The 19,066-nt window shown below is 73.8% G+C and carries 17 protein-coding genes; 11 read left to right on the top strand and 6 right to left on the bottom strand.

What is annotated here, in order from left to right; all coding sequences use genetic code 11:
* Positions 1 to 38: 38 nt before the first annotated feature.
* Positions 39 to 2,459, bottom strand: a complete 2,421-nt coding sequence (pepN, locus tag ACYU8V_RS19015) for an aminopeptidase N (RefSeq protein WP_460849566.1) — start codon at positions 2,457 to 2,459, stop codon at positions 39 to 41.
* A gap of 178 nt (positions 2,460 to 2,637) precedes the next feature.
* Here pepN and ACYU8V_RS19010 point away from each other — a divergent pair, with 178 nt between their 5' ends.
* From ACYU8V_RS19010 to ACYU8V_RS18990, 5 genes are all read left to right on the top strand, one after another.
* Positions 2,638 to 3,276: a 50S ribosomal protein L25/general stress protein Ctc gene (locus tag ACYU8V_RS19010; RefSeq protein ID WP_460849564.1), complete on the top strand. Its 639-nt coding sequence runs from the start codon at positions 2,638 to 2,640 to the stop codon at positions 3,274 to 3,276.
* Positions 3,273 to 3,425, top strand: coding sequence for a hypothetical protein (locus ACYU8V_RS19005; protein WP_460849563.1), 153 nt, complete (start codon positions 3,273 to 3,275; stop codon positions 3,423 to 3,425). Before ACYU8V_RS19010 ends, ACYU8V_RS19005 begins: the two co-directional genes overlap by 4 nt.
* Before the next feature lie 3 nt (positions 3,426 to 3,428).
* Positions 3,429 to 4,028: an aminoacyl-tRNA hydrolase gene (gene pth / locus ACYU8V_RS19000; protein WP_460849561.1), complete on the top strand. Its 600-nt coding sequence runs from the start codon at positions 3,429 to 3,431 to the stop codon at positions 4,026 to 4,028.
* A 106-nt stretch (positions 4,029 to 4,134) separates the two neighbouring features.
* Complete coding sequence (locus ACYU8V_RS18995) at positions 4,135 to 4,917, top strand: 3'(2'),5'-bisphosphate nucleotidase CysQ (RefSeq protein WP_460849560.1); 783 nt, start codon at positions 4,135 to 4,137, stop codon at positions 4,915 to 4,917.
* A gap of 39 nt (positions 4,918 to 4,956) precedes the next feature.
* Positions 4,957 to 5,775, top strand: a complete 819-nt coding sequence (locus ACYU8V_RS18990; RefSeq protein WP_460849559.1) for a hypothetical protein — start codon at positions 4,957 to 4,959, stop codon at positions 5,773 to 5,775.
* An 83-nt stretch (positions 5,776 to 5,858) separates the two neighbouring features.
* On the opposite strand, the gene ACYU8V_RS18985 is transcribed toward ACYU8V_RS18990, so the two are convergent.
* A complete protein-coding gene (locus ACYU8V_RS18985; protein ID WP_460849558.1) occupies positions 5,859 to 6,473 on the bottom strand; it encodes an alpha-ketoglutarate-dependent dioxygenase AlkB in 615 nt (204 codons plus the stop codon).
* Between the two features lie 132 nt (positions 6,474 to 6,605).
* Between ACYU8V_RS18985 and ACYU8V_RS18980 the strand changes: the two genes are divergently transcribed.
* Positions 6,606 to 7,298, top strand: coding sequence for a GntR family transcriptional regulator (locus tag ACYU8V_RS18980; RefSeq protein WP_460849557.1), 693 nt, complete (start codon positions 6,606 to 6,608; stop codon positions 7,296 to 7,298).
* Here ACYU8V_RS18980 and ACYU8V_RS18975 read toward each other — a convergent pair.
* On the bottom strand, positions 7,273 to 7,917 hold the full coding sequence (locus tag ACYU8V_RS18975; protein WP_460849556.1) for an HD domain-containing protein: 645 nt from the start codon (positions 7,915 to 7,917) through the stop codon (positions 7,273 to 7,275). The genes ACYU8V_RS18980 and ACYU8V_RS18975 overlap by 26 nt on opposite strands.
* Positions 7,918 to 7,975: 58 nt before the next feature.
* Here ACYU8V_RS18975 and ACYU8V_RS18970 point away from each other — a divergent pair, with 58 nt between their 5' ends.
* Both ACYU8V_RS18970 and lon read left to right on the top strand, forming a co-directional pair.
* On the top strand, positions 7,976 to 8,275 hold the full coding sequence (locus tag ACYU8V_RS18970) for a chorismate mutase (protein WP_460849554.1): 300 nt from the start codon (positions 7,976 to 7,978) through the stop codon (positions 8,273 to 8,275).
* A gap of 70 nt (positions 8,276 to 8,345) precedes the next feature.
* On the top strand, positions 8,346 to 10,685 hold the full coding sequence (gene lon, locus ACYU8V_RS18965) for an endopeptidase La (protein WP_460849553.1): 2,340 nt from the start codon (positions 8,346 to 8,348) through the stop codon (positions 10,683 to 10,685).
* Positions 10,686 to 10,712: 27 nt separating this feature from the next.
* On the opposite strand, the gene ACYU8V_RS18960 is transcribed toward lon, so the two are convergent.
* Together ACYU8V_RS18960 and ACYU8V_RS18955 are read right to left on the bottom strand one after the other, a co-directional pair.
* A complete protein-coding gene (locus ACYU8V_RS18960; protein WP_460849552.1) occupies positions 10,713 to 12,368 on the bottom strand; it encodes a DNA repair helicase XPB in 1,656 nt (551 codons plus the stop codon).
* Positions 12,369 to 12,542: 174 nt separating this feature from the next.
* Complete coding sequence (locus ACYU8V_RS18955) at positions 12,543 to 14,801, bottom strand: helicase-associated domain-containing protein (RefSeq protein WP_460849551.1); 2,259 nt, start codon at positions 14,799 to 14,801, stop codon at positions 12,543 to 12,545.
* A gap of 137 nt (positions 14,802 to 14,938) precedes the next feature.
* Here ACYU8V_RS18955 and ACYU8V_RS18950 point away from each other — a divergent pair, with 137 nt between their 5' ends.
* Positions 14,939 to 16,285, top strand: coding sequence for an FHA domain-containing protein (locus ACYU8V_RS18950; RefSeq protein ID WP_460849550.1), 1,347 nt, complete (start codon positions 14,939 to 14,941; stop codon positions 16,283 to 16,285).
* A 91-nt stretch (positions 16,286 to 16,376) separates the two neighbouring features.
* Entirely contained in the window at positions 16,377 to 16,772 is a 396-nt protein-coding gene (locus ACYU8V_RS18945; protein ID WP_460849547.1) for a cold-shock protein, read from the top strand.
* A gap of 7 nt (positions 16,773 to 16,779) precedes the next feature.
* On the opposite strand, the gene ACYU8V_RS18940 is transcribed toward ACYU8V_RS18945, so the two are convergent.
* Entirely contained in the window at positions 16,780 to 18,213 is a 1,434-nt protein-coding gene (locus tag ACYU8V_RS18940) for an MFS transporter (RefSeq protein WP_460849546.1), read from the bottom strand.
* Between the two features lie 63 nt (positions 18,214 to 18,276).
* Between ACYU8V_RS18940 and ACYU8V_RS18935 the strand changes: the two genes are divergently transcribed.
* Complete coding sequence (locus tag ACYU8V_RS18935) at positions 18,277 to 19,056, top strand: DUF3027 domain-containing protein (RefSeq protein ID WP_460849545.1); 780 nt, start codon at positions 18,277 to 18,279, stop codon at positions 19,054 to 19,056.
* Positions 19,057 to 19,066 lie beyond the last annotated feature (10 nt).

The raw sequence follows: 19,066 nt of genomic DNA, 5'->3' as shown, positions 1-19,066 counted from the left end.
TATACTTCGCCGAAGTATAAAGGAGTATCCGGCCGGCGTCAGCAGGTCCCGAGCGCCCGGTCGAGGTCGTCGAGCGCGTCGTTCCACGCGCGGGCCAGGACGGTCGGGACGTCGCCCTCCAGCGTGGCCGCGAGACGGTCCCGCAGCTCCCGGCGCTGCCGGTGCGGCATCGGCAGCAGGGGGAACGCGCGCCCGATGATCTGGCCCATCGCCTGGCCCGACGACCGCGCCAGGGCGAGCCCCTCGGTGAGGTAGCGGTCCAGGTACGGCGCCACCAGGTCGGCGTCGCTCCAGAACCCCTGGGCCACCGCGGTGAACTCGTGGTTGGTGAGTCTCCCCGACACCAGCAGGTCCCAGGCCGCCGCCTTGGCGGCCGCCGTCCCGATCGCGGCCCGGGCGGTCAGGGCGGCGTGGTGGCCCGAGACCGAGCGGTCCCGGCGCTCCTCGGCTGCCAGGAAGCCGATGTGGCGCAGCTCCGCCAGGCGACGGATCACGACCCAGCGCACCTGCTGGTCGACGTACGCCGGCGGGTCGGTCAGCCACGAGCAGAGCTGCTCCACGTCGTCGCTGGCTGCGGCGAGTGCCCGCGCCGCCGCCGGAGCGAGCGCCGGCACCTCGGACGCGAGGGCCGCGCGGGCCACCTCGGCGACCTGCTCGGAGAGCGCGGCGGCGGCCGGCGGATCGGCGTACAGCCGGATGATGCGCTGCACCGTGCTCAGCACGCCCTCGACGATCAGTGGCTCGCGCTCGGGCACCAGGTGCCGGGTGAGCAGGGTGCCGAGGTCGGCCAGCGAGTCGACCCCTGACTCCACCCGCTCCAGCGCCTGCCACCAGAGCACGGCCCGCAGCAGCGGCTCGGCGTACGCCGACAGGCCGGCGGCCGTCGCGTCCCGGGACTCCTCGTCCGGCCGGACGGCGGCGAACGTCTCGTCGCCCGCGTTGACGACCACGGCCCGTCCGGCGAAGGCCGGGAGCCGCACCGGCTCGTCGGCCAGGTCCACCAGAACGCGGCCCACCTCGCGCGAGCCGTCGAACGCGGCGACGGACAGGCGGTGCGGCCGGGTGCCGGTCCGGGTGAGCACCGGGACCGTGTCGTCGCGGGTGACCTCGATCGTGTCGAATCCCGTGCTGCGCAGCCACTTCCCGGCCCAATCGCGCACGTCGCGGTCGGTCGCCGCGTCGAGCGAGTCGAGGAAGTCGGCGAGCGTGGCGTTCCCGAACGCGTGCGCGCTCAGGTGCCGGTTGACCCCGGCCAGGAAGTCGTCGCCCAGCCAGATCCCGAGCTGGCGCAGCACCGCGTTGCCCTTGGCGTAGGTGATCATGTCGAAGTTGGCGAAGGCGGTGTCGGCGTCCGGCATCCGCTCGGCGTCCTCGGCCACCGGGTGCGAGGAGCGGCGCAGGTCGGCGCGGTAGCCGGTGGGCTTGCGGGTGAGGGCCGCGCCGGTCCAGGCGTCGTCGTACCCGGCGGCGGTCGCCGCGACGTCGTACCCCATGAAGTCGGCGAAGGACTCGTTGAGCCAGGAGTCCTCCCACCACCGCATGGTGACCAGGTCGCCGAACCACATGTGCGCCATCTCGTGGGCGATCGTGGTGGCGAGCCACTCCCGCTGCATCGCCGTCGGGGTGCCGGCGACGAGGTACTCGTCGCGGAAGGCGACGCAGCCGGGGTACTCCATCGCGCCCCAGTTCAGTCCGGGCGTGAAGATCTGCTGGTAGTCGGCGAAGGGGTACGCCGGCTCGAACACCGTCGTGTAGTGCGCGAAGCAGGTGCTGGTGATCCGGCGCAGCTCGGCGGCGTCGCGGCGCAGCGCGGGCTCCTGCGAGGCGCGGGCGTACCAGCCGAAGGGCAGCGTCCCTCCGGGTGCGGCGGCGTACGGCTCGTCCCAGGTCTCGCCGACCCAGGGACCAGCCGCCACGAAGAAGAGGTACGTCGAGATGGGCGGCGTCGTGCCGAACGACCAGCGCCGCGCGTCGCCACCGATCTCGGTGCCGAGGGTCGGCCCGTTGGCCAGCACGGTCCAGCGCGCGGGCGCGGTGACCGAGACCGTGAACGTGGTCTTCAGGTCGGGCTGGTCGAAGCAGGGGAGCACGTGGTGGGCGATGTCCATCCCGGTGAACGCGCAGACGTACCGCTCGCCGTCGGCCGGATCGGTCGTCACGGTCATCCCGTCGCCGTCGGTGACATAGGGCAGCGTGGCCCGCACCCGGACGATGTTGTCAGTGTCCACATCGAGCGGGATCCGCTGGCCGTCGTACGCCGTCGCGGGGGAGCCGTCGACGGTGACGTCTCGTGCTCCGGCCAGCTCGAGGAACGTCGTGGCGCCCGGCGTCGAGCACCGGAACCGGACCTCCGCCTCGACCACGTAGGACTCGGTCGAGGTCAGGTCGAGGTGGACGACGGTGTGGACGTCGGACAGCAGGGCGGCTCGCTCGCGCGCCTCGGTGAGGGTCAGGGGCACGGCCTCACTCTAGGAACCCGCCCGTGGATTGGCCCGACCGGCGGTGCCGTGCCTAGACTCTTCAGGTTGCCTCGGCGAGGGAGCATCCCGCGTGATGACTCCGTGATCGACAGGGCCCGATGTCGGGGCCGTCGTGCCTCGCCGGGCCCCGAGATCCCACCCCGTACAGGAGAAGCGCATGAGCACCGAGACCATCAAGGCTGAGGCCCGCACCGAGTTCGGCAAGGGTGCCGCCCGCCGCATCCGCCGCGAGAACAAGATCCCCGCGGTCATCTACGGCCACGGCAACGACCCCATCCACGTGACCATGCCCGGCCACGACACGATGATGGCGATCAAGCACGGCGGCGCCAACGCGCTGCTCGAGATCGAGATCGACGGCAAGACCCAGCTCGCGCTGACCAAGGCCGTCCAGGTCGACCCGGTCCGCCGCGTCCTCGAGCACGTCGACTTCGTCACCGTCAAGCGCGGCGAGAAGGTCACCGTCGACGTCCCCGTCCTCACCGTCGGCGAGGCCGCCCGGGACACCCTGGTCCAGATCGAGAACAACACCGTCCAGATCGAGGCCGAGGCCACCCACATCCCCGAGTCGATCGAGGTCGACATCGAGGGCGTCGAGGCCGGCACCCAGATCCTGGCCGGCGCGCTGACGCTGCCGAAGGGCTCGACCCTGCTGACCGACGCCGAGACCCTGATGGTCCACATCTCCGAGGCCCAGGCCGCCGACACCGGCGAGGAGTCGGAGGCTGCCGAGGGCGAGGGTGACGCCGAGGCCGGCGACGCCGCCGCCGAGGGTGCCGAGGGCGACTCGGAGTGAACCCGTTCGGTCGGCTCCGGTGGTTCCTGGGCCGGCTGATCTCCCCGGTCCGCACCCTCGGGCCGGGGAGCACCCCCTCCTCCGCGCCGGCCGATGTCGAAGCCGACCGGCCCGCGGACGAGACCGACGAGACCGACGACCAGGAGTGACCGATGGCCGACGAGCAGCCCGACGTGTGGCTGGTCGTCGGCCTCGGCAATCCCGGCCCGTCGTACGCCGGACACCGGCACAACATCGGCTACCTGGTGGTCGATGAGCTCGCCCGCCGGATGGGCTCGCCCTTCCGCGCCCACAAGACCGGCCGCGCCGACGTGGTCGAGGGGCGGCTGGGGGCTCCGGGCACGCCCGGCCCGCGGGTGGTCCTGGCCAAGTCGCGCAGCTACATGAACGAGACCGGCGGCCCGATCAAGGCGCTCGCCACCTTCTACAAGGTCGGCCCCGAGCGGATCATCGCCATCCACGACGAGCTCGACATCGACTTCGGCCAGCTCCGGGTCAAGCGCGGCGGAGGCGACAACGGCCACAACGGCCTGAAGTCCCTGCGCGGCTCGTTCGGCTCGGGTGAGTTCTTCCGGGTGCGGTCCGGCATCGGGCGCCCGCCCGGCCGCCAGGACGTCGCCGACTTCGTGCTGTCGAACTACTCCACCACCGAGCGCAAGGACCTCCCGTTCGAGGTCGACCGCGCCGCCGACGCCGTCGAGTCCCTGATCACCGAGGGTCTCGAGAAGACGCAGTCCCGCTTCAACTCATGACATTTGCGCGAGCGCGCGCAGTCGAATTTCGTAGGTCCTGCCTCGGTCTGGCGGCAAGGCAAGGCGGCCTCGTCCTCACCGACAGGCTCCTCGATAGGGTGACGCCGTGACTTTCGATCCTGGTACGCCGTCCCCCGAGGTCGTCGCCGACGACCACCGCCTCGCCGCGTGGCTGGCCGAGGTGGCCGGCCGCCGGCTGCTGGAGGTCCGTGCCGAGGGCCTGGCCGGCAAGGAGCTCAAGGACGCCGGCGACATGGCGGCGCACCACCTGCTGATGGACCTGCTGGCGACGTACCGTCCCGACGACGTCGTGCTCTCCGAGGAGGGCAAGGACGACAAGGCCCGGCTGAGCGCCGAGCGCGTCTGGATCGTCGACCCGCTGGACGGCACCCGGGAGTTCTCCGAGCCGCCGCGCGACGACTGGGCCGTGCACGTCGCGCTCTGGCAGGGCGGGGAGCTCGTGGCGGGCGCTGTCGCCCAGCCCGTGATCGGGGAGACCTTCAACACCGGCACCCCACCCGTCGTACCGGCGCGCACGTCGGCCCGGCCCCGCATCGCCGTCTCCCGCAGCCGGCCGCCGGCGTTCGTGGCGGCGCTCGCCGAGGAGCTCGACGCGGAGCTGGTCCCGATGGGCTCGGCGGGCGTGAAGATGATGTCGGTCGTGCGCGATGTGGCGGACGCCTACGTGCACGCGGGCGGTCAGTACGAGTGGGACTCGGCCGCCCCCGTCGCTGTCGCGCGCTCTGCCGGCCTGTTCACCTCGCGCGTCGACGGCAGCGAGCTGGTCTACAACCAGGACGACGTCTACCTCCCCGACGTCATCGTGTGCCGCCCGGAGCTGTCCGAGCAGATCCTGGCCTTCATCGCCCGGCACGGCACCGACGCCTGAGACCTGCGTCTCTTGAACCACCCGCGAGACTGGTAGGCGATGACGAAGCAGGACGACGCCCCGGCGAAGATCGACTGGCCGTCGGTCCTCGCGGGCGCCGGCGCCGCGGTCACCGTGGCGGTGCTGCTCTCGACCCTCGGCGCTGCCGGGACCCTCGTCGGCGCCGGGCTGGGCAGCGTCGTGGCCACGGTGAGCACCGCGCTCTACAAGCAGGCCCTCCAGTCCAGCCGGCGCAAGATGGCCGAGGTGCAGGCCACGGCGCTGCACCGTGTCGGCCAGGCCCAGCAGGAGGTACGCCGAGCGGCGGCCCGCTCCGACTCCCCGACCGTCGCCTCCGACCTCGCGCGCGCCGACGCCCATCTCGAAGGCGCGTCCTCCGAGCTCGACGACGGCACCGAGGAGGAGCCCGCGGAGCCCGCGCCGCTGTCCGTCGACCCCGCTCCGCCGGCCGCCCACGCGGCGCCGAGGAGGGGGCTGGCGACGCTTCCCTGGCGCCGGGTCGCCCTGCTCTCGGCCGCGGTCTTCGTGGTCGCGATGCTCGCGATCAGCGGCTTCGAGATGCTCGCCGGCAAGAGTGTGTCGTCGCTGACCGGCGGGACCACCACCGACAAGCGGACCTCGGTGACCGGCCTGTTCGGTGACACCACGGGCAGCCGGAAGCAGCCCGCCCCGACGCCGACGGTGACCGCGACCGTGACCACCACGGCGGTCCCGACCACGGCGGCGCCGACCCCGACGTCGAGCCCGACCGGTCAGACGTCGTCGACCGCGTCGCCGACCCCGACCGCCACACCGACGGAGACCGCGGTCTCCTCGACCTCGCCGTCGGCCACCGAGTCGGCCTCCCCGACGCCCTGACTCGGGGCCGTTCGCCTTGCCGCCACGCGAAGGTGCGCGGCAGCGCGGCGCCGCCGGCGCCGACGCGCTCGCGCAAATGAAAATCAGAAGACGTTCAGGGGGCGGAACTGGACCGAGATCCGCGGGCCGGCGGAGGCGACCTTCGGCACCGCGTGCTCCCAGGTGCGCTGGCAGCTGCCGCCCATCACGACGAGGTCGCCGTGGCCCATCTCGACGGCGATGCCCTCGCCACCGGAGCGCGGGCGCAGGCAGAGCCGCCGCGGGTCGCCCAGCGACACGATCGCGACCATGGTGTCCTGCGTCGAGCCGCGGCCGATCGTGTCGCCGTGCCACGCCACGCTGTCGCGGCCGTCGCGGTAGTAGCAGCAGCCGGCGGTGCGGAACGGTTCGCCGAGCTCCTCGGCGTACTGCTCGCTGAGGGCCTCGCGCGCCGTCGTCAGCATCGGGTGGGGGAGGTCCTCGCCGATCATGTAGGTGTGCACTAGGCGGGGTACGTCGACGACCCGGTCATACATCCGGCGGCGCTCCGCGCGCCACGGCACCTCCTGCACCATGCGGGCGAAGACCTCGTCGGCGTCGGGCAGCCAGGAGCGCGCGACGTCGACCCACGCACCGTCGCTCAGCGGCGTCCGGCCCAGCGTCGCGAAGCTCGGCCCGGCGGCCGGCTCGGCCGCGAACAGCGTCGACTGGAAGTCCATGCATCCACGGTAACACCGGATCGAACAGATGTTCGGCAGCCGCTGCATGGCAAAGAAAATCCGATTCCCGGGATCGGCCGGTTGGCCGCGCCCTAACCTGCGAGGAGAAGAACCGGACTGGGGGCAGTTGGTGTGAGCATCGCGCTGAAGCACGTGACCATCAGGGAGTACGTGCGCGCCCTGGTGGCCGAGAGCTCGCCCGGAGCAGCGGCACCGTCCGAGCGTGACCTGGTCGATCGCTTCGGCGTCGCCCGCATGACGGTCCGGCACGCGCTGGACGCCCTGGTCGCCGAGGGCGTCCTGGAGCGCTTCCCCGGGCGTGGCACCTTCGTGGCGCGACCGCGCCGGGTCCGCTCGCGGGTGTCCGGGTTCAGCGAGGACCTCGAGCGCCGCGGCCTCCTCGCCGAGTCGCGCAGCATCATGGCCGCGCGCTGCCCGGCGCCCACGCGGGTCGCGCAGGCGCTCGACGTCGAGCCCGGCAGCTCGGTGATCCGGTGGCGCCGGCTACGGCTGGCCGACGGGCGCCCGGTCTGCATCACCGACACCTTCCTCAACGAGCACCTGGTCCCGCAGTTCCTGGACGGCGAGCTCCCCAGCAGCCTGTACGCCGAGCTCGCCCGCCGCGGCCACCGCCCGACCTGGGCCGAGGACGCGATCAGCGCCGCCGTCGCCTCGCCGGAGGAGGCGCGGCTGCTCGAGATCGAGCCGGGCGCGGCCGTGCTGCGCCACTCACGCCGCGCGCTGTGGGGTGAGCGGCCGATCGAGCTGTCCCGCACCACCTACCGCGGCGACGGGCACGTCATCTCGCTGCAGTTCGAGGCCTAGCCGCCGCGAGCTCGCCGAGCTCGGCCGCGATGTTGCCGCGCGCCGCGGCCTCCCAGAGGCGGCCGGCCGCCTCGGTGCGGAACAGGGCCGGCCGGTCGAGCAGGTCGGCGAGCAGATCGGCGCGGCCCGCGGCGAAGACCTCGTCGGACAGATGGGCGTACTCCCGGCGGACGTTGGCGGCGTACGCCGCGTAGTCGGCAGCCGGCAGCGCGAGCACCCCGAGGTCGGCGTCGGACAGCGCGGCGCCGTTGGTGTCCTCGGGGTCGGGCCGGTGCGACTCGGTGAGCCGGACCAGGCGCGCGACCTCGGCGACGGTCGCCGCGTCGACGTACGCCGGCAGCGCGACCTCCGCCCAGGCGGCCGAGCGCTCTTCGGCGTCCCGCTCGCCGTCGTACACGGCGTCGTGGAACCACGCGGCCAGGCGGGTGGGGAGCGGGTCGAAGGCGACACCGTGCGCCGCGAGCTCGTCGAGGCGGACCAGCACCTCCCGCAGGTGCCGCCGGTCGTGGTAGGCCCGCCCCGGCTCGTCGTACGCCGCCAGCAGCTCCTCGCGCAGCGCCTCGGCATCGCTCAGCGGCCACGCGATCGGGGGATGGATATCGCGATGATGGTCCTCCATCCGGACATTGAAGCCCACGCGGTGCCCGGGTGGGGAGGGTTGGGGCAGGATTGTCCCCATGACTGAGGACCCCCGCGCCGAGCTGCTCCGGCTCCGGTCGAGCATCGACAACCTCGACGCCGCCCTGGTGCATCTGCTCGCCGAGCGGTTCAAGTGCACCGAGCAGGTCGGTCGCCTCAAGGCGCGTGCGGGCATGCCGCCGGCCGACCCGGGGCGCGAGGCGGTGCAGATCGCGCGGCTGCGCTCGATGGCGGAGACCTCGGGCCTCGACCCGCGCTTCGCCGAGCAGATCCTCGGCGTGATCATCGCCGAGGTGATCCGCAACCACGAGCAGTTCGCGGAGTCCAACGGCGCCTGAGCCGCCGGTCCGGCGGTTCGCCCTCCGCGAACGACGGAACACCCGCCCGCCCGCGGGCATTGGACCGGGCATGACGAACCCGATCCAGCTTCCGGTGCTGTTCCTCTCCGATGTGGTGGTGCTTCCCGGGATGGTGGTCCGGGTCGAGCTCGACGAGCCCGCCCGCGCCGCCATCGACGCCGCCCAGGCGGCCTCCCGCGAGAGCGGCGCCCCCACCCGCGTCCTGGTGGCCCCGCGCCTCGAGGACCACCGCTACGCGTCGTACGGCGTCGTGGCGACCGTCGAGAAGGTCGGCCGGTTCTCCGGCGGGGAGCCCGCCGCGGTGCTCAAGGCCGACGCCCGCGCCCGCATCGGCAGCGGGGTCAGCGGCCCCGGCGCCGCGCTGTGGGTCGAGGTCGAGGAGGTCGGCGGCGGCACGATCGACGACGACGTCCGTGCCCTCGCCGACGACTACCGCAAGCTCGTCGTCGGGCTGCTGCAGCGGCGCGAGGCGTGGCCGATCGCCGACCAGGTCAGCCGCATCGACGACCCCGAGACGCTCGCGGACACGGCCGGGTACGCGCCGTACCTCTCCGACGACCGCAAGCGGCAGCTCCTCGAGACCCCCTCGGTCCGTGAGCGGCTCGAGCTGCTGCTGGAGTGGACCCGCGACTTCGTCGCGGAGTCGGAGGTCAGCGACAAGATCGACGCCGACGTGCGCGAGTCGCTGGAGAAGAGCCAGCGCGAGTACGTCCTGCGCCAGCAGCTCGCGGCGATCCGCAAGGAGCTGGGCGAGGGCGACCCCGACGGCGGCGACGACTACCGCGCGCGGGTCGAGGCGGCCGACGTCCCGGACGCCGTGCGCGAGGCGCTGCTGCGCGAGGTCGACAAGCTGGAGCGGTCCAGCGACCAGAACCCCGAGGCCGGCTGGATCCGCACCTGGCTCGACACCGTCCTCGACCTGCCGTGGAACGTCACGACCGAGGACGACACCGACGTGGTCGCCGCCCGCGCCGTGCTCGACGCGGACCACCACGGCCTGGACGAGGTGAAGGACCGGATCACCGAGTACCTCGCCGTCCGCGCCCGCCGCGCGGAGCGCGGCCTGGAGGTCGTCGGCGGCCGCGGCTCCGGCGCGGTGATCCTGCTGGCCGGTCCTCCGGGAGTGGGCAAGACGTCGCTCGGCGAGTCGGTGGCGCGCGCCCTCGGACGGAAGTTCGTCCGCGTCGCCCTCGGCGGCGTGCGCGACGAGGCCGAGATCCGCGGCCACCGCAGGACGTACGTCGGGGCGCTGCCCGGCCGCGTCGTGCGGGCCGTCAAGGAGGCCGGCTCGATGAACCCGGTCGTGCTGCTCGACGAGGTCGACAAGGTGGGCTCCGACTACCGCGGCGACCCTGCCGCGGCGCTGCTCGAGGTCCTGGACCCCGCGCAGAACCACACCTTCCGCGACCACTACCTCGAGCTCGACCTCGACCTGTCCGACGTGCTGTTCATCGCCACCGCGAACGATGTTGGCTCGATCCCGGCGGCCCTGCTGGACCGGATGGAGCTCGTCGCCCTGGACGGCTACACCGAGGAGGACAAGGTCGCGATCGCCCGCGACTTCCTGGTCCCGCGGCAGCTGGAGCGGGCCGCGCTGTCCACCGACGAGGTGACGATCACTGACGAGGCGCTGCGCGAGATCGCGGCCAACTACACCCGGGAGGCCGGCGTGCGCCAGGTGGAGCGGCTGCTCGCCAAGGCCTTCCGCAAGGCGACCGCCCGCCTCGCGACCGGCGATGTGGACACTGTCCACATCGGTGTCGACGAGCTGAAGGACCTCATCGGTCGCCCCCGGTTCACCCCCGACCTCGAGGAGCGCACGTCGGTCCCCGGCGTCGCCACCGGGCTCGCGGTGACCGGCATGGGCGGTGACGTCCTCTACGTCGAGACCTCGGTCGCAGACGGCGACGCCGGCCTGACCGTCACCGGTCAGCTCGGCGACGTCATGAAGGAGTCCGCACGGATCGCGCTGTCCTGGGTGCGCGCCCACGCGTCCGAGCTCGGCATCGAGCAGAGCGCCTTCGAGCGGTCGATCCACGTGCACTTCCCGGCCGGTGCCGTCCCCAAGGACGGCCCGTCGGCAGGCGTCACGATGGTCACCGCGCTGGTGTCGCTGCTGACCGGGCGTCCGGTCCGCTCCGACATCGCGATGACCGGCGAGGTCACCCTGTCGGGACGGGTGCTGCCCATCGGCGGGGTGAAGCAGAAGCTGCTCGCCGCCCAGCGTGCCGGGGTCGCCGAGGTGTTCATCCCCGAGCGCAACCGGCCCGACCTGGACGACGTACCGGCCGAGATCCTGGAGGCACTGACCGTCACGCCGGTCGGGGCGGTCACCGAGATCCTGGAGCGGGCGCTGGTCGCCTCCACGGAGGCGGTCGCCGCGGCCTGACGGTGGGCCTGCCGCCGCGCGGCCGGCTCAGACCGACAGGTCGTCCGCGTCCACGATCCGGTAGGCGTAGCCCTGCTCGGCCAGGAACCGCTGCCGGTTCTGCGCGAACTCCGCGTCGACGGTGTCGCGGGCGACCACGGTGTAGAAGCGGGCGACCTTGCGCTCCCCGTCCGGGCCGGGCTCGCCGGGGCGCAGCAGTCGGCCCAGGCGCTGGGCCTCCTCCTGGCGCGAGCCGAAGGAGCCCGACACCTGGATCGCCACCTCGGCCGACGGCAGGTCGATGGAGAAGTTCGCGACCTTGGAGACCACCAGCAGGCCGATCTCACCGGAGCGGAACGCCTCGAAGAGCCGCTGCCGCTCCTTGACCGTCGTCTCGCCGGTGATGATCGGGGCGTCGAGCTTGTCGCCCAGCTCGTGCAGCTGGTCGATGTACTGCCCGATCACCAGCGTCGGCTGGCCGGCGTGCTGGGCGATGATCGAGCGGACCACGCCGAGCTTCTCCGGCGTACAGGCGGCGAGGCGGTAGCGCTCCTCCGGCTCCGCGGTCGCATACGTGAGCCGCGCCGACTCCGGCAGCGTCACCCGCACCTCCACGCAGTCGGCGGGGGCGATCCAGCCCTGCGCCTCGATGTCCTTCCACGGGGCGTCGTACCGCTTCGGGCCGATCAGCGAGAACACGTCGCCCTCGCGGCCGTCCTCGCGCACCAGGGTCGCGGTGAGCCCGATCCGCCGGCGGGCCTGGAGATCCGCGGTCATCCGGAAGATCGGCGCGGGCAGCAGGTGGACCTCGTCGTACACGATGAGGCCCCAGTCGCGCGCGTCGAAGAGCTCCAGGTGCGGGTAGACGCCCTTCCGCTTGGTCGTCACCACCTGGTACGTCGCGATGGTGACCGGGCGGATCTCCTTGACCGACCCGGAGTACTCGCCGATCTCCTCCGCCGTCAGGGAGGTACGCCGGAGCAGCTCGTCCTTCCACTGCCGCGCGCTCACGGTGTTGGTGACCAGGATCAGCGTGGTCGCCTGGGCCTGCGCCATCGCGGCCGCGCCGACGATGGTCTTGCCGGCGCCGCAGGGCAGGACGACCACACCCGACCCGCCGTGCCAGAACGACTCGGCCGCCTCGGCCTGGTAGCCGCGGATCTTCCAGCCGTCCTCGCGCAGGGAGATCGCGTGGGCCTCGCCGTCGACGTAGCCGGCGAAGTCCTCGGCGGGCCAGCCCAGCTTGAGCAGCGCCTGCTTGAGGTTGCCGCGCTCGGAGGGGTGGACCGCGACGGAGTCGTCGTCGAGCCTTGCGCCGAGCATCCCGGCGACCCGCTTGGCGCGCAGGACCTCCTCGAGCACCGGCCGGTCGGTGGTGCTCAGCACCAGCCCGTGCACCGGGTGCTTCTCCAGCCGCAGCCGGCCGTAGCGCGCCATCGTCTCGGCGACGTCGACCAGCAGTGCGTGCGGCACCGGATAGCGGCTGTAGGTGAGCAGGGTGTCGACGACCTGCTCGGCGTCGTGGCCGGCGGCGCGGGCGTTCCACAGCCCGAGCGGCGTGAGCCGGTAGGTGTGGATGTGCTCGGGGGAGCGCTCGAGCTCCGCGAACGGCGCGATCGCCTTGCGGCACTCGGCCGCCTGCGGGTGGTCCACCTCCAGCAGCAGGGACTTGTCGCTCTGCACGATGAGGGGGCCGTCGGTCACCGCACGAGTCTAGGCCGTGTCTCCCCATCCCGTGGCGGCGCCAGCGCCGCCCAGGCGGCACGCTCGCAGCGTTGCCGCCGCTCGGTAGACAACCCCGGTATGCCGTCGCGACGGCGCCTCGCGATCGCACCACCTGGACGACGCTGGCATCCGCCGAGGATGGGGAGACACGGCCTAGGTTGCCGGCCCGACACTGGTGATCCGGTGCATCGGGTAGCGCCGCTCGAGGTCCGGGTCGCCGTCGTCGTACGCCGTCAGCTGGCCGCCCTCGACCGACACCGGTCGCACCACGCGCTCGCTGATCACGCCGTGGTTGTCGGTGAAGCCGATGAGCACGGTCGCCCGCCGCTCGATCGCCTCCCGCAGCGCCGAGAGCGCCGTCGCGGGGGAGGAGGCGGTGGCCGGCCGCGATCGCGTCTCGGCGTCGCCCTCGCGCAGGGAGCGCACCGCCACCGCGACCTGGGCGGCCTGCCGCGCGCCGCCGGCCCGTGCGGGGGTCTTCGGCGTACGCGCCCGCAGGGACTCGGCGGCACCGACCCGCACGACCCCGTCGACGCCCTCGATGACCGGTGCCATGCCCAGCTCGCGCAGCCGCGGCAGCAGTACGTCGACCGGGGTGCTCGACACCACGACCGTCGGCGCGATCCGCTGCAGGCCCAGGGCCTCCGACTTCGGGTGCCGGACGAGGTCGAGCAGGGCCGCCTCGTCCTCGGACCGGATGAAGGCCTGCGCGAACCCGACCCGCAGCCGGCCGAAGGTGCGCACGGTGTCGTCGACCAGGTACGAGAGCGGCTGCGGCACGGCCGTGCGCGACGCCAGGGTCAGGAACGCGTGGATCTCGGCGCCGCTCCAGCCGATGTCGAGCGCCCGGCGGATCGAGTCGCGGGTGAACCGATAGACCGTGGCCGAGCCGTGCGACTCCAGGTCCGCGATCTGCTGCAGCTGGTGCTCCAGCGCCGACTCCAGCGGACCCGGCGCCACGGCGGTCAGGTCGGCCTGGATCAGCACGTGGTCGACGGGCGGCGGGAGCAGCTCCGCGAGCACCGGTGTCGGGTCCTCGCCCGCCAGCAGGCTGTGTCCGTACGACGCCAGCGCGCCGGCGCCGCTGATGCCGAGCGCCGCGGCCTCCTCGACCGCCCAGGCGACCAGGTCCGGCCGGGTCCGGGGCCGGCGCGGCCGCAGCCACACGACCCGCGCGACGAGGGACGGCAGCCCGGTCCCGGGCGCGAGCGTCTCGCCGTCGGGGAGCGCGCCGAGCTCGGTCAGCGCCATGACCTTGGCCTCGGGCATCGCGGCGGCGGAGAGCTCGGGGGTCAGCGCGTTCCATGCCTTCTGGTCCGGCCCGCGCTCGCCCACCAGCGACGGGAGCCGGGGGCTGGCCAGCCACGCGCGCGCCAGCGTGACCCAGCGCTCCGCGACCGACCCGGCCCGCCACTCGTCGTAGGCGTCGGTCGGCACCCACACGGGAGCGCCCTCGGCGTCGGCGCGGGAGGCCGCGAGCCCGGCGGCGGCCGCGACCTCCACGAGCAGGGCGGTCTGGCGCTCGTCGACGCCCAGGTGGCCGGCGGCCGACTTGAGCTCGCGGGCGGTCAGGCCGGTCGAGCGCAGGGCCGTCGCCGGCCGGTGGCCCCACCAGTCGAGCAGCAGCTCGACCCGGCGTACGGCATCGGTGGCGGAGCCGAGGGCGGCGTTGAGCGCGAGCCGGGTCGCCCGCGGAGTGGTCGCGATCTGCGGCGCCGCGTCGATCGGCGTGGTCGTGGTGCGCCCGCCGCGCAGCGCCAGGCCGACCTCGCCGGGCGCCATCAGCAGCCCGGGCCGCGTCGGCGCGGGCACCAGCAGCCGGTGGGCCACCAGCTCCTCGGCCGGGGTCTCGGCGGCCTCCGGGTCGATGCCGATGCGGGTGGAGCCGGCCGTTGCGTGGCCTCCCTCGTCGACGATGTGCTCGAGCAGTCCGCGCGCCCCGGGCCCGATCGTCGCCAGCCGTTCCTGGAGCTCGGTCTCCTCCATCGGCCGCGCCGACCGGGGGCATAGCCCGCTGATGCACGACGCGGGCCCGCCGGCGAGCAGGTCGGCCACGCCGCTGACGGCGCGCAGGCCCTCGGGGGAGTCCCACGCGAGCGCCAGGCCGCGCAGCCGGTCGACCGTCGCGTCGACGTACGACGGATCGGCGTACACGATCGCGCGGAGCCCCTCGTCGGTGGTCTGCCCGGCCACGACGAGGGCGTCGAGGACCAGCATCTCGCCCTGGGTCAGGGCGTCCAGCGCCCGCGAGATCGAGCCCTGTCCGGTGGCGCGCGCGGCGAGCTGCCCGAAGTCCGAGGGCGCCGGCGTGGTGAGGTCGGGGCGGGCGGTCAGCAGGTCGCGCAGCGCGTCCTCGGGCCACGACCGCAGCTGGTCGGCCAGTGATCGGTACGCGTCCGGCTCCTTCCCCACCCGCCCAACCTATCCAGGCCCCGATCGGGCCAGCGTGCGGACGGGCCGCGCCGCATGTGGTGGGATGGGGCCCGAACCGACGTGTGAGATCCGGGCGGGGAGCGCTCGGGTCGTGGAGGAGAAGGGGAAGCCCTCCCATGACTGAGCCCGCTGTCAACGACGCCCCGGCGTCGCTGTGGTCCTACCGTCCCGGGTCCTGGTACGCCGTCTTCGGCCCCCAGGTCGCCGTGGTCCTGCCTGCCGCACAGAAGGAGTACGTCGCCTCGCTGTGGTCGCTCGTCGACGGCGGCTCGGGCTTCGACGAGGTCCTCGACGCGCTGCTCGCCTCCGGCCTGAGCCGCCTGCCCGGGTTCGCCCTGGTCAGCACCGGCGCCGGCCCGACGCGGGTCCTGCTCCGCGGCGTCGGTACGTCGGCCACGGCGACCTCCGCCGACGGAGAGGTGGTCCTCGACGGCGCCGCCGGCGGTACATGGGTCGAGCGCTCGATCGACGGCATCACCTCGCTGACCGTGCAGGTGGAGGACGCCGCCGACGCGGACGGCGGCGAGCAGGCCGACCTGGCCATCCCCGCCGGCCTGGTGCGCGTGGCCCGGATCGACCGTCCCGCCGTGGTCCCCGTGACCGGCTCGCACGTGGCGGCCCCGGTCGCCGCGGTCCCCGACGCGATCGACGCGCCGCCGTTCGACGTACCCGCGGCGCAGGGGGCCGCCGAGGCGCCCGCCCCGCTCGAGCCGTCGCCGCTGGACAACGAGCGCTGGACCGAGCCGACCTTCGCCGGGGAGCCGCTTCCGCCCGGCGTCGTCGACCCGCGCACCGAGGAGCCGGCCGCGGACGACGCCGAGCAGCCCGCGGACAACGCGGACACCCCGGACACCGACTCCGACACCCCCGCCGACACCGAGCAGCCCGCCGAGCCCGCCCCGGCCGGCTGGGTGACGCCGTGGGGTCAGCCCGAGGCGCCGGCCGCCCCCGCGGCCCCGGCGACCCCCGAGGTCGTCGCGCCGGTCCCCGGCTTCGCCCCGCCGCCCCCGCCGCCGAGCGGTGGTGCACCGTCGCTGGCCCCGCCGCCGCCCCTGCCGATCGGCTCGTGGGAGGCCGCGTCCCCGTCGCCAGTGGCCGCCGACACGTCCGGTCCGGTCGCCAAGCTCGTCGTCTCCGACGGCCAGACGGTCCTCGTCGACGGCGTGGTCCTGATCGGCCGGGCGCCCGAGGCGCGCCGGTTCACCTCCACCGAGCAGCCGCAGCTGATCACCGTCCCGAGCCGGCTCCACGAGATCTCCTCGACGCACATCGAGATCCGGCCCGGCACCGGCACCGACCAGGGCTCCGCGGTCGTCACCGACATGGGCTCGACCAACGGCACCGTCCTGGTCCAGCCCGGCGTCGGCCCGGAGGACCTCAAGCCCGGGATCGCCGTGGCGCTGGTCCCGGGGGCGATCATCAACCTCGGCGACGGCGTCACCATCCAGGTCACCAGGCCCTGACAATCCGGTACTGGACGGCCACCGAGATGGCCTAGCATTGCCGCTCGCGGCGGGACCCCGCCGTACCCCCTGACGTAGGAAGGCCGGTCCCGTGCCTGTTGGCAAGGTGAAGTGGTACGACGCCGAGAAGGGCTTCGGCTTCCTCTCCCAGCCCGAGGGTGCCGACGTCTACGTCCACGCCGACGCGCTGCCCGAGGGCGTCGCGACGCTCAAGGCCGGCACCCGGGTCGAGTTCGGCATCGCCCAGGGCCGTCGCGGCGACCAGGCGCTCCAGGTCAAGGTCCTCGACGCGCCGACCTCGGTCGCCCGCAACCGCGCCGACGCCAAGCGCAAGAAGCCCGAGGAGATGGTCCCGATCGTCGAGGACCTGATCCGCGTGCTCGACGGCATCGGTGAGGGCTACCGGCACGGCCGCCACCCCGACCGCAAGGCCGCCGGGCCGGTCGCGAAGCTGCTCCGCGCGCTGGCCGACGAGCTCGAGGCCTAGACCGGCCCTAGACGGGCACTGCCTGCTCGTCCTTCGTGATCCGGGGCAGCACGATCATCGTGACCGCCCAGCCGAGCAGCGCCGCGCTCGCGACGCCCAGGCCCAGGTGAGGCTGCATCGGCAGCGCGATGCCGACGAACCCGCCGATGACCCAGGCGAACTGCAGCGTCGTGTCGCCCCGCGCGAACGCGCTCGCGTGGGCCGTCGCCGGCACGCCGGTCTGGATGGTGGAGTCGAGGGAGACCTTGGCGAGGTACTGCGCCAGCCCCGCGGTCACGCCCAGCAGCACCAGCGTGGGCAGGTTGTAGAACACCGCGGCGAGCACGATCGCCACGATGTCCGCGGCGAGCGCGGCGACCACGGTGACCGCCGGGCTGATCCTCTTCGCCAGGGACGCGGTGACGATGCCGAGGGTGTTGCCCAGGCCTGCCGAGCCGATGACGAGCGCGATCAGCAGGGCCGGGCCGTGCGTCCAGCCGTCGACGGGGTGCTCGCGCAGCACGAACGCGAAGTACATGGTCAGGAACCCGGACAGGAACCGCGGTCCGCAGTTGACCCGCAGCGCGAACGCGACCGCAGGAGGTACGCCGCGGCGCCGGCGCGGCTGCCGCTTCGGCGCCGCCCCCGCGTGGTCCGGCCGCGCCTGGACCTGGGCGATCCCGGTCTCGCCCGCGCTGGAGTCGACGCGGTTCGGCAGCCGGATCGCGAGGACCGTGCCGATCACGAACACCACGAAGCCGTAGCGCAGGTCCCACTCGGGACCGGCCAGCGAGGCAAGCCCGGCGAGCGGGGCGGAGACCGCGGCGCCGACCAGTCCGGCCAGGGCCACGCGCCCGTTGGCCTTGACCAGCGTGATCTCCGCCGGGAGCAGTCGCGGCACCGCCGCCGCTCGCGCGATGCCGTAGGCCTTGGAGGAGACGAGCACGCCCAGGGCGGCGGGGTAGAACCACGGGGTGTCGTTGGCGATCGCGTCGGCGAGCACCCAGCACAGGAACGCCCGCAGCGCGAAGGTCGCGCCGATGGCCCACCGGCGGCCGTGGCTGAACCGGTCGAGGAACGGGCCGATCAGCGGAGCCACGATCGCGAACGGGAGCATGGTCAGGCCGAGGAACAGGGCCACCTGGCCGCGTGCGTCGGACGTCGCGCCCTTGAAGAAGACGGTGCCGGCCAGCGCGATGGTGACGGCCGCGTCGCCGGCCGCGTTGGCCGCGTGCACCTCGATCAGCCGGTTCAGGCCGGACTTCGCGGCGCCCTGGGCGTCGGCCGCCTTGCGCGCCTGGCGGGCGGTGTAGCGGCCGAAGCGACCGGTGGCGCGGGCCGCACGCCGCAGGCCCCGGCCGGTGGCCCGCGCCCCGGTGCCGAGGCTGTGTCCGACCGAGGAGCCGCCGTCGACGTCGGGCTCGACCTCAGGGGGGAGCGACGATTCGCTGTCGGCGTGCACGTGCCTATCTTGCCCGGGGCCCCCGACGTGACGCGCCCAGGCCCGATGGGGGATGCTGTGCGCGTGTCCACCCTCGAGCGCAAGGCGGAGAAGCCCGACGCCGCGACCATCGGCGCGGTCGATGTCGCCCGCGACGCACTGCTGGCCGACGTGCCGGCGAGCGACGTCGGCGAGCACCTCGGCCACGTCGTCGACGGCCCGCGGGTGACCACCCACCTCTTCGCCTGCACCCGTCGCGGGTACGTCGGCTGGCACTGGGCCGTCACCCTCACCCGCGCCTCCCGCCAGCGCAAGGTCACCGTCGTCGAGACGGTGCTGCTGCCCGGCGACGACGCGATCACCGCGCCCGCGTGGGTGCCCTACCGCGAGCGGATCCGCCCCGGCGACCTGTCCCCGGGCGACCTGCTGCCCGTCGCGGACGACGATCCGCGCCTGGTCCCGACGTACTCCTTCGGCGACGACCCGCTCGACGCCGACGACAAGGCCCAGATCCGCACGGTCGCCAAGGACCTCGGCCTGGGCCGCGTGCGCACGCTGTCGATCGAGGGTCGCGACGCCGCCGCCGAGCGTTGGTACGACGCCGCCGGCCCCGAGGCCCCGATCGCCAAGTCGGCCCCCGAGCACTGCTTCACCTGTGGCTTCCTGGTCCGCCTCGCCGGCCCGTTGTCGCTCGAGTTCGGCGTCTGCGCCAACGGCGACGCGAACGACGACGGCCGGGTGGTCGCCTTCGGCCACGGCTGCGGCGCCCACTCCGAGGTCCGCCTCACCAAGCGCCAGCAGCCCGTCCCGCCCGCCCCGCCGGTGCTGGACACGATCGCGGTCGACGAACTAGAGCTGTTCTGATCTTTGGCGC

The sequence above is a fragment of the Nocardioides ultimimeridianus genome (assembly GCF_054777895.1).
The sequence above is the reverse complement of the archived record's forward strand: the minus strand, read 5'-3'. Positions and strand labels throughout refer to the sequence as shown.

Bases quoted from the DNA above. Each gene is read 5' to 3' on its own strand.
- ACYU8V_RS19010 (WP_460849564.1), top strand. From the start codon at position 2,638: ATGAGCACCGAGACCATCAAGGCTGAGGCCCGCACCGAGTTCGGCAAG.
- pth (WP_460849561.1), top strand. From the start codon at position 3,429: ATGGCCGACGAGCAGCCCGACGTGTGGCTGGTCGTCGGCCTCGGCAAT.
- ACYU8V_RS18990 (WP_460849559.1), top strand. From the start codon at position 4,957: ATGACGAAGCAGGACGACGCCCCGGCGAAGATCGACTGGCCGTCGGTC.
- ACYU8V_RS18985 (WP_460849558.1), bottom strand. From the start codon at position 6,473: ATGGACTTCCAGTCGACGCTGTTCGCGGCCGAGCCGGCCGCCGGGCCG.
- ACYU8V_RS18975 (WP_460849556.1), bottom strand. From the start codon at position 7,917: ATGGAGGACCATCATCGCGATATCCATCCCCCGATCGCGTGGCCGCTG.
- ACYU8V_RS18970 (WP_460849554.1), top strand. From the start codon at position 7,976: ATGACTGAGGACCCCCGCGCCGAGCTGCTCCGGCTCCGGTCGAGCATC.
- lon (WP_460849553.1), top strand. From the start codon at position 8,346: ATGACGAACCCGATCCAGCTTCCGGTGCTGTTCCTCTCCGATGTGGTG.
- ACYU8V_RS18950 (WP_460849550.1), top strand. From the start codon at position 14,939: ATGACTGAGCCCGCTGTCAACGACGCCCCGGCGTCGCTGTGGTCCTAC.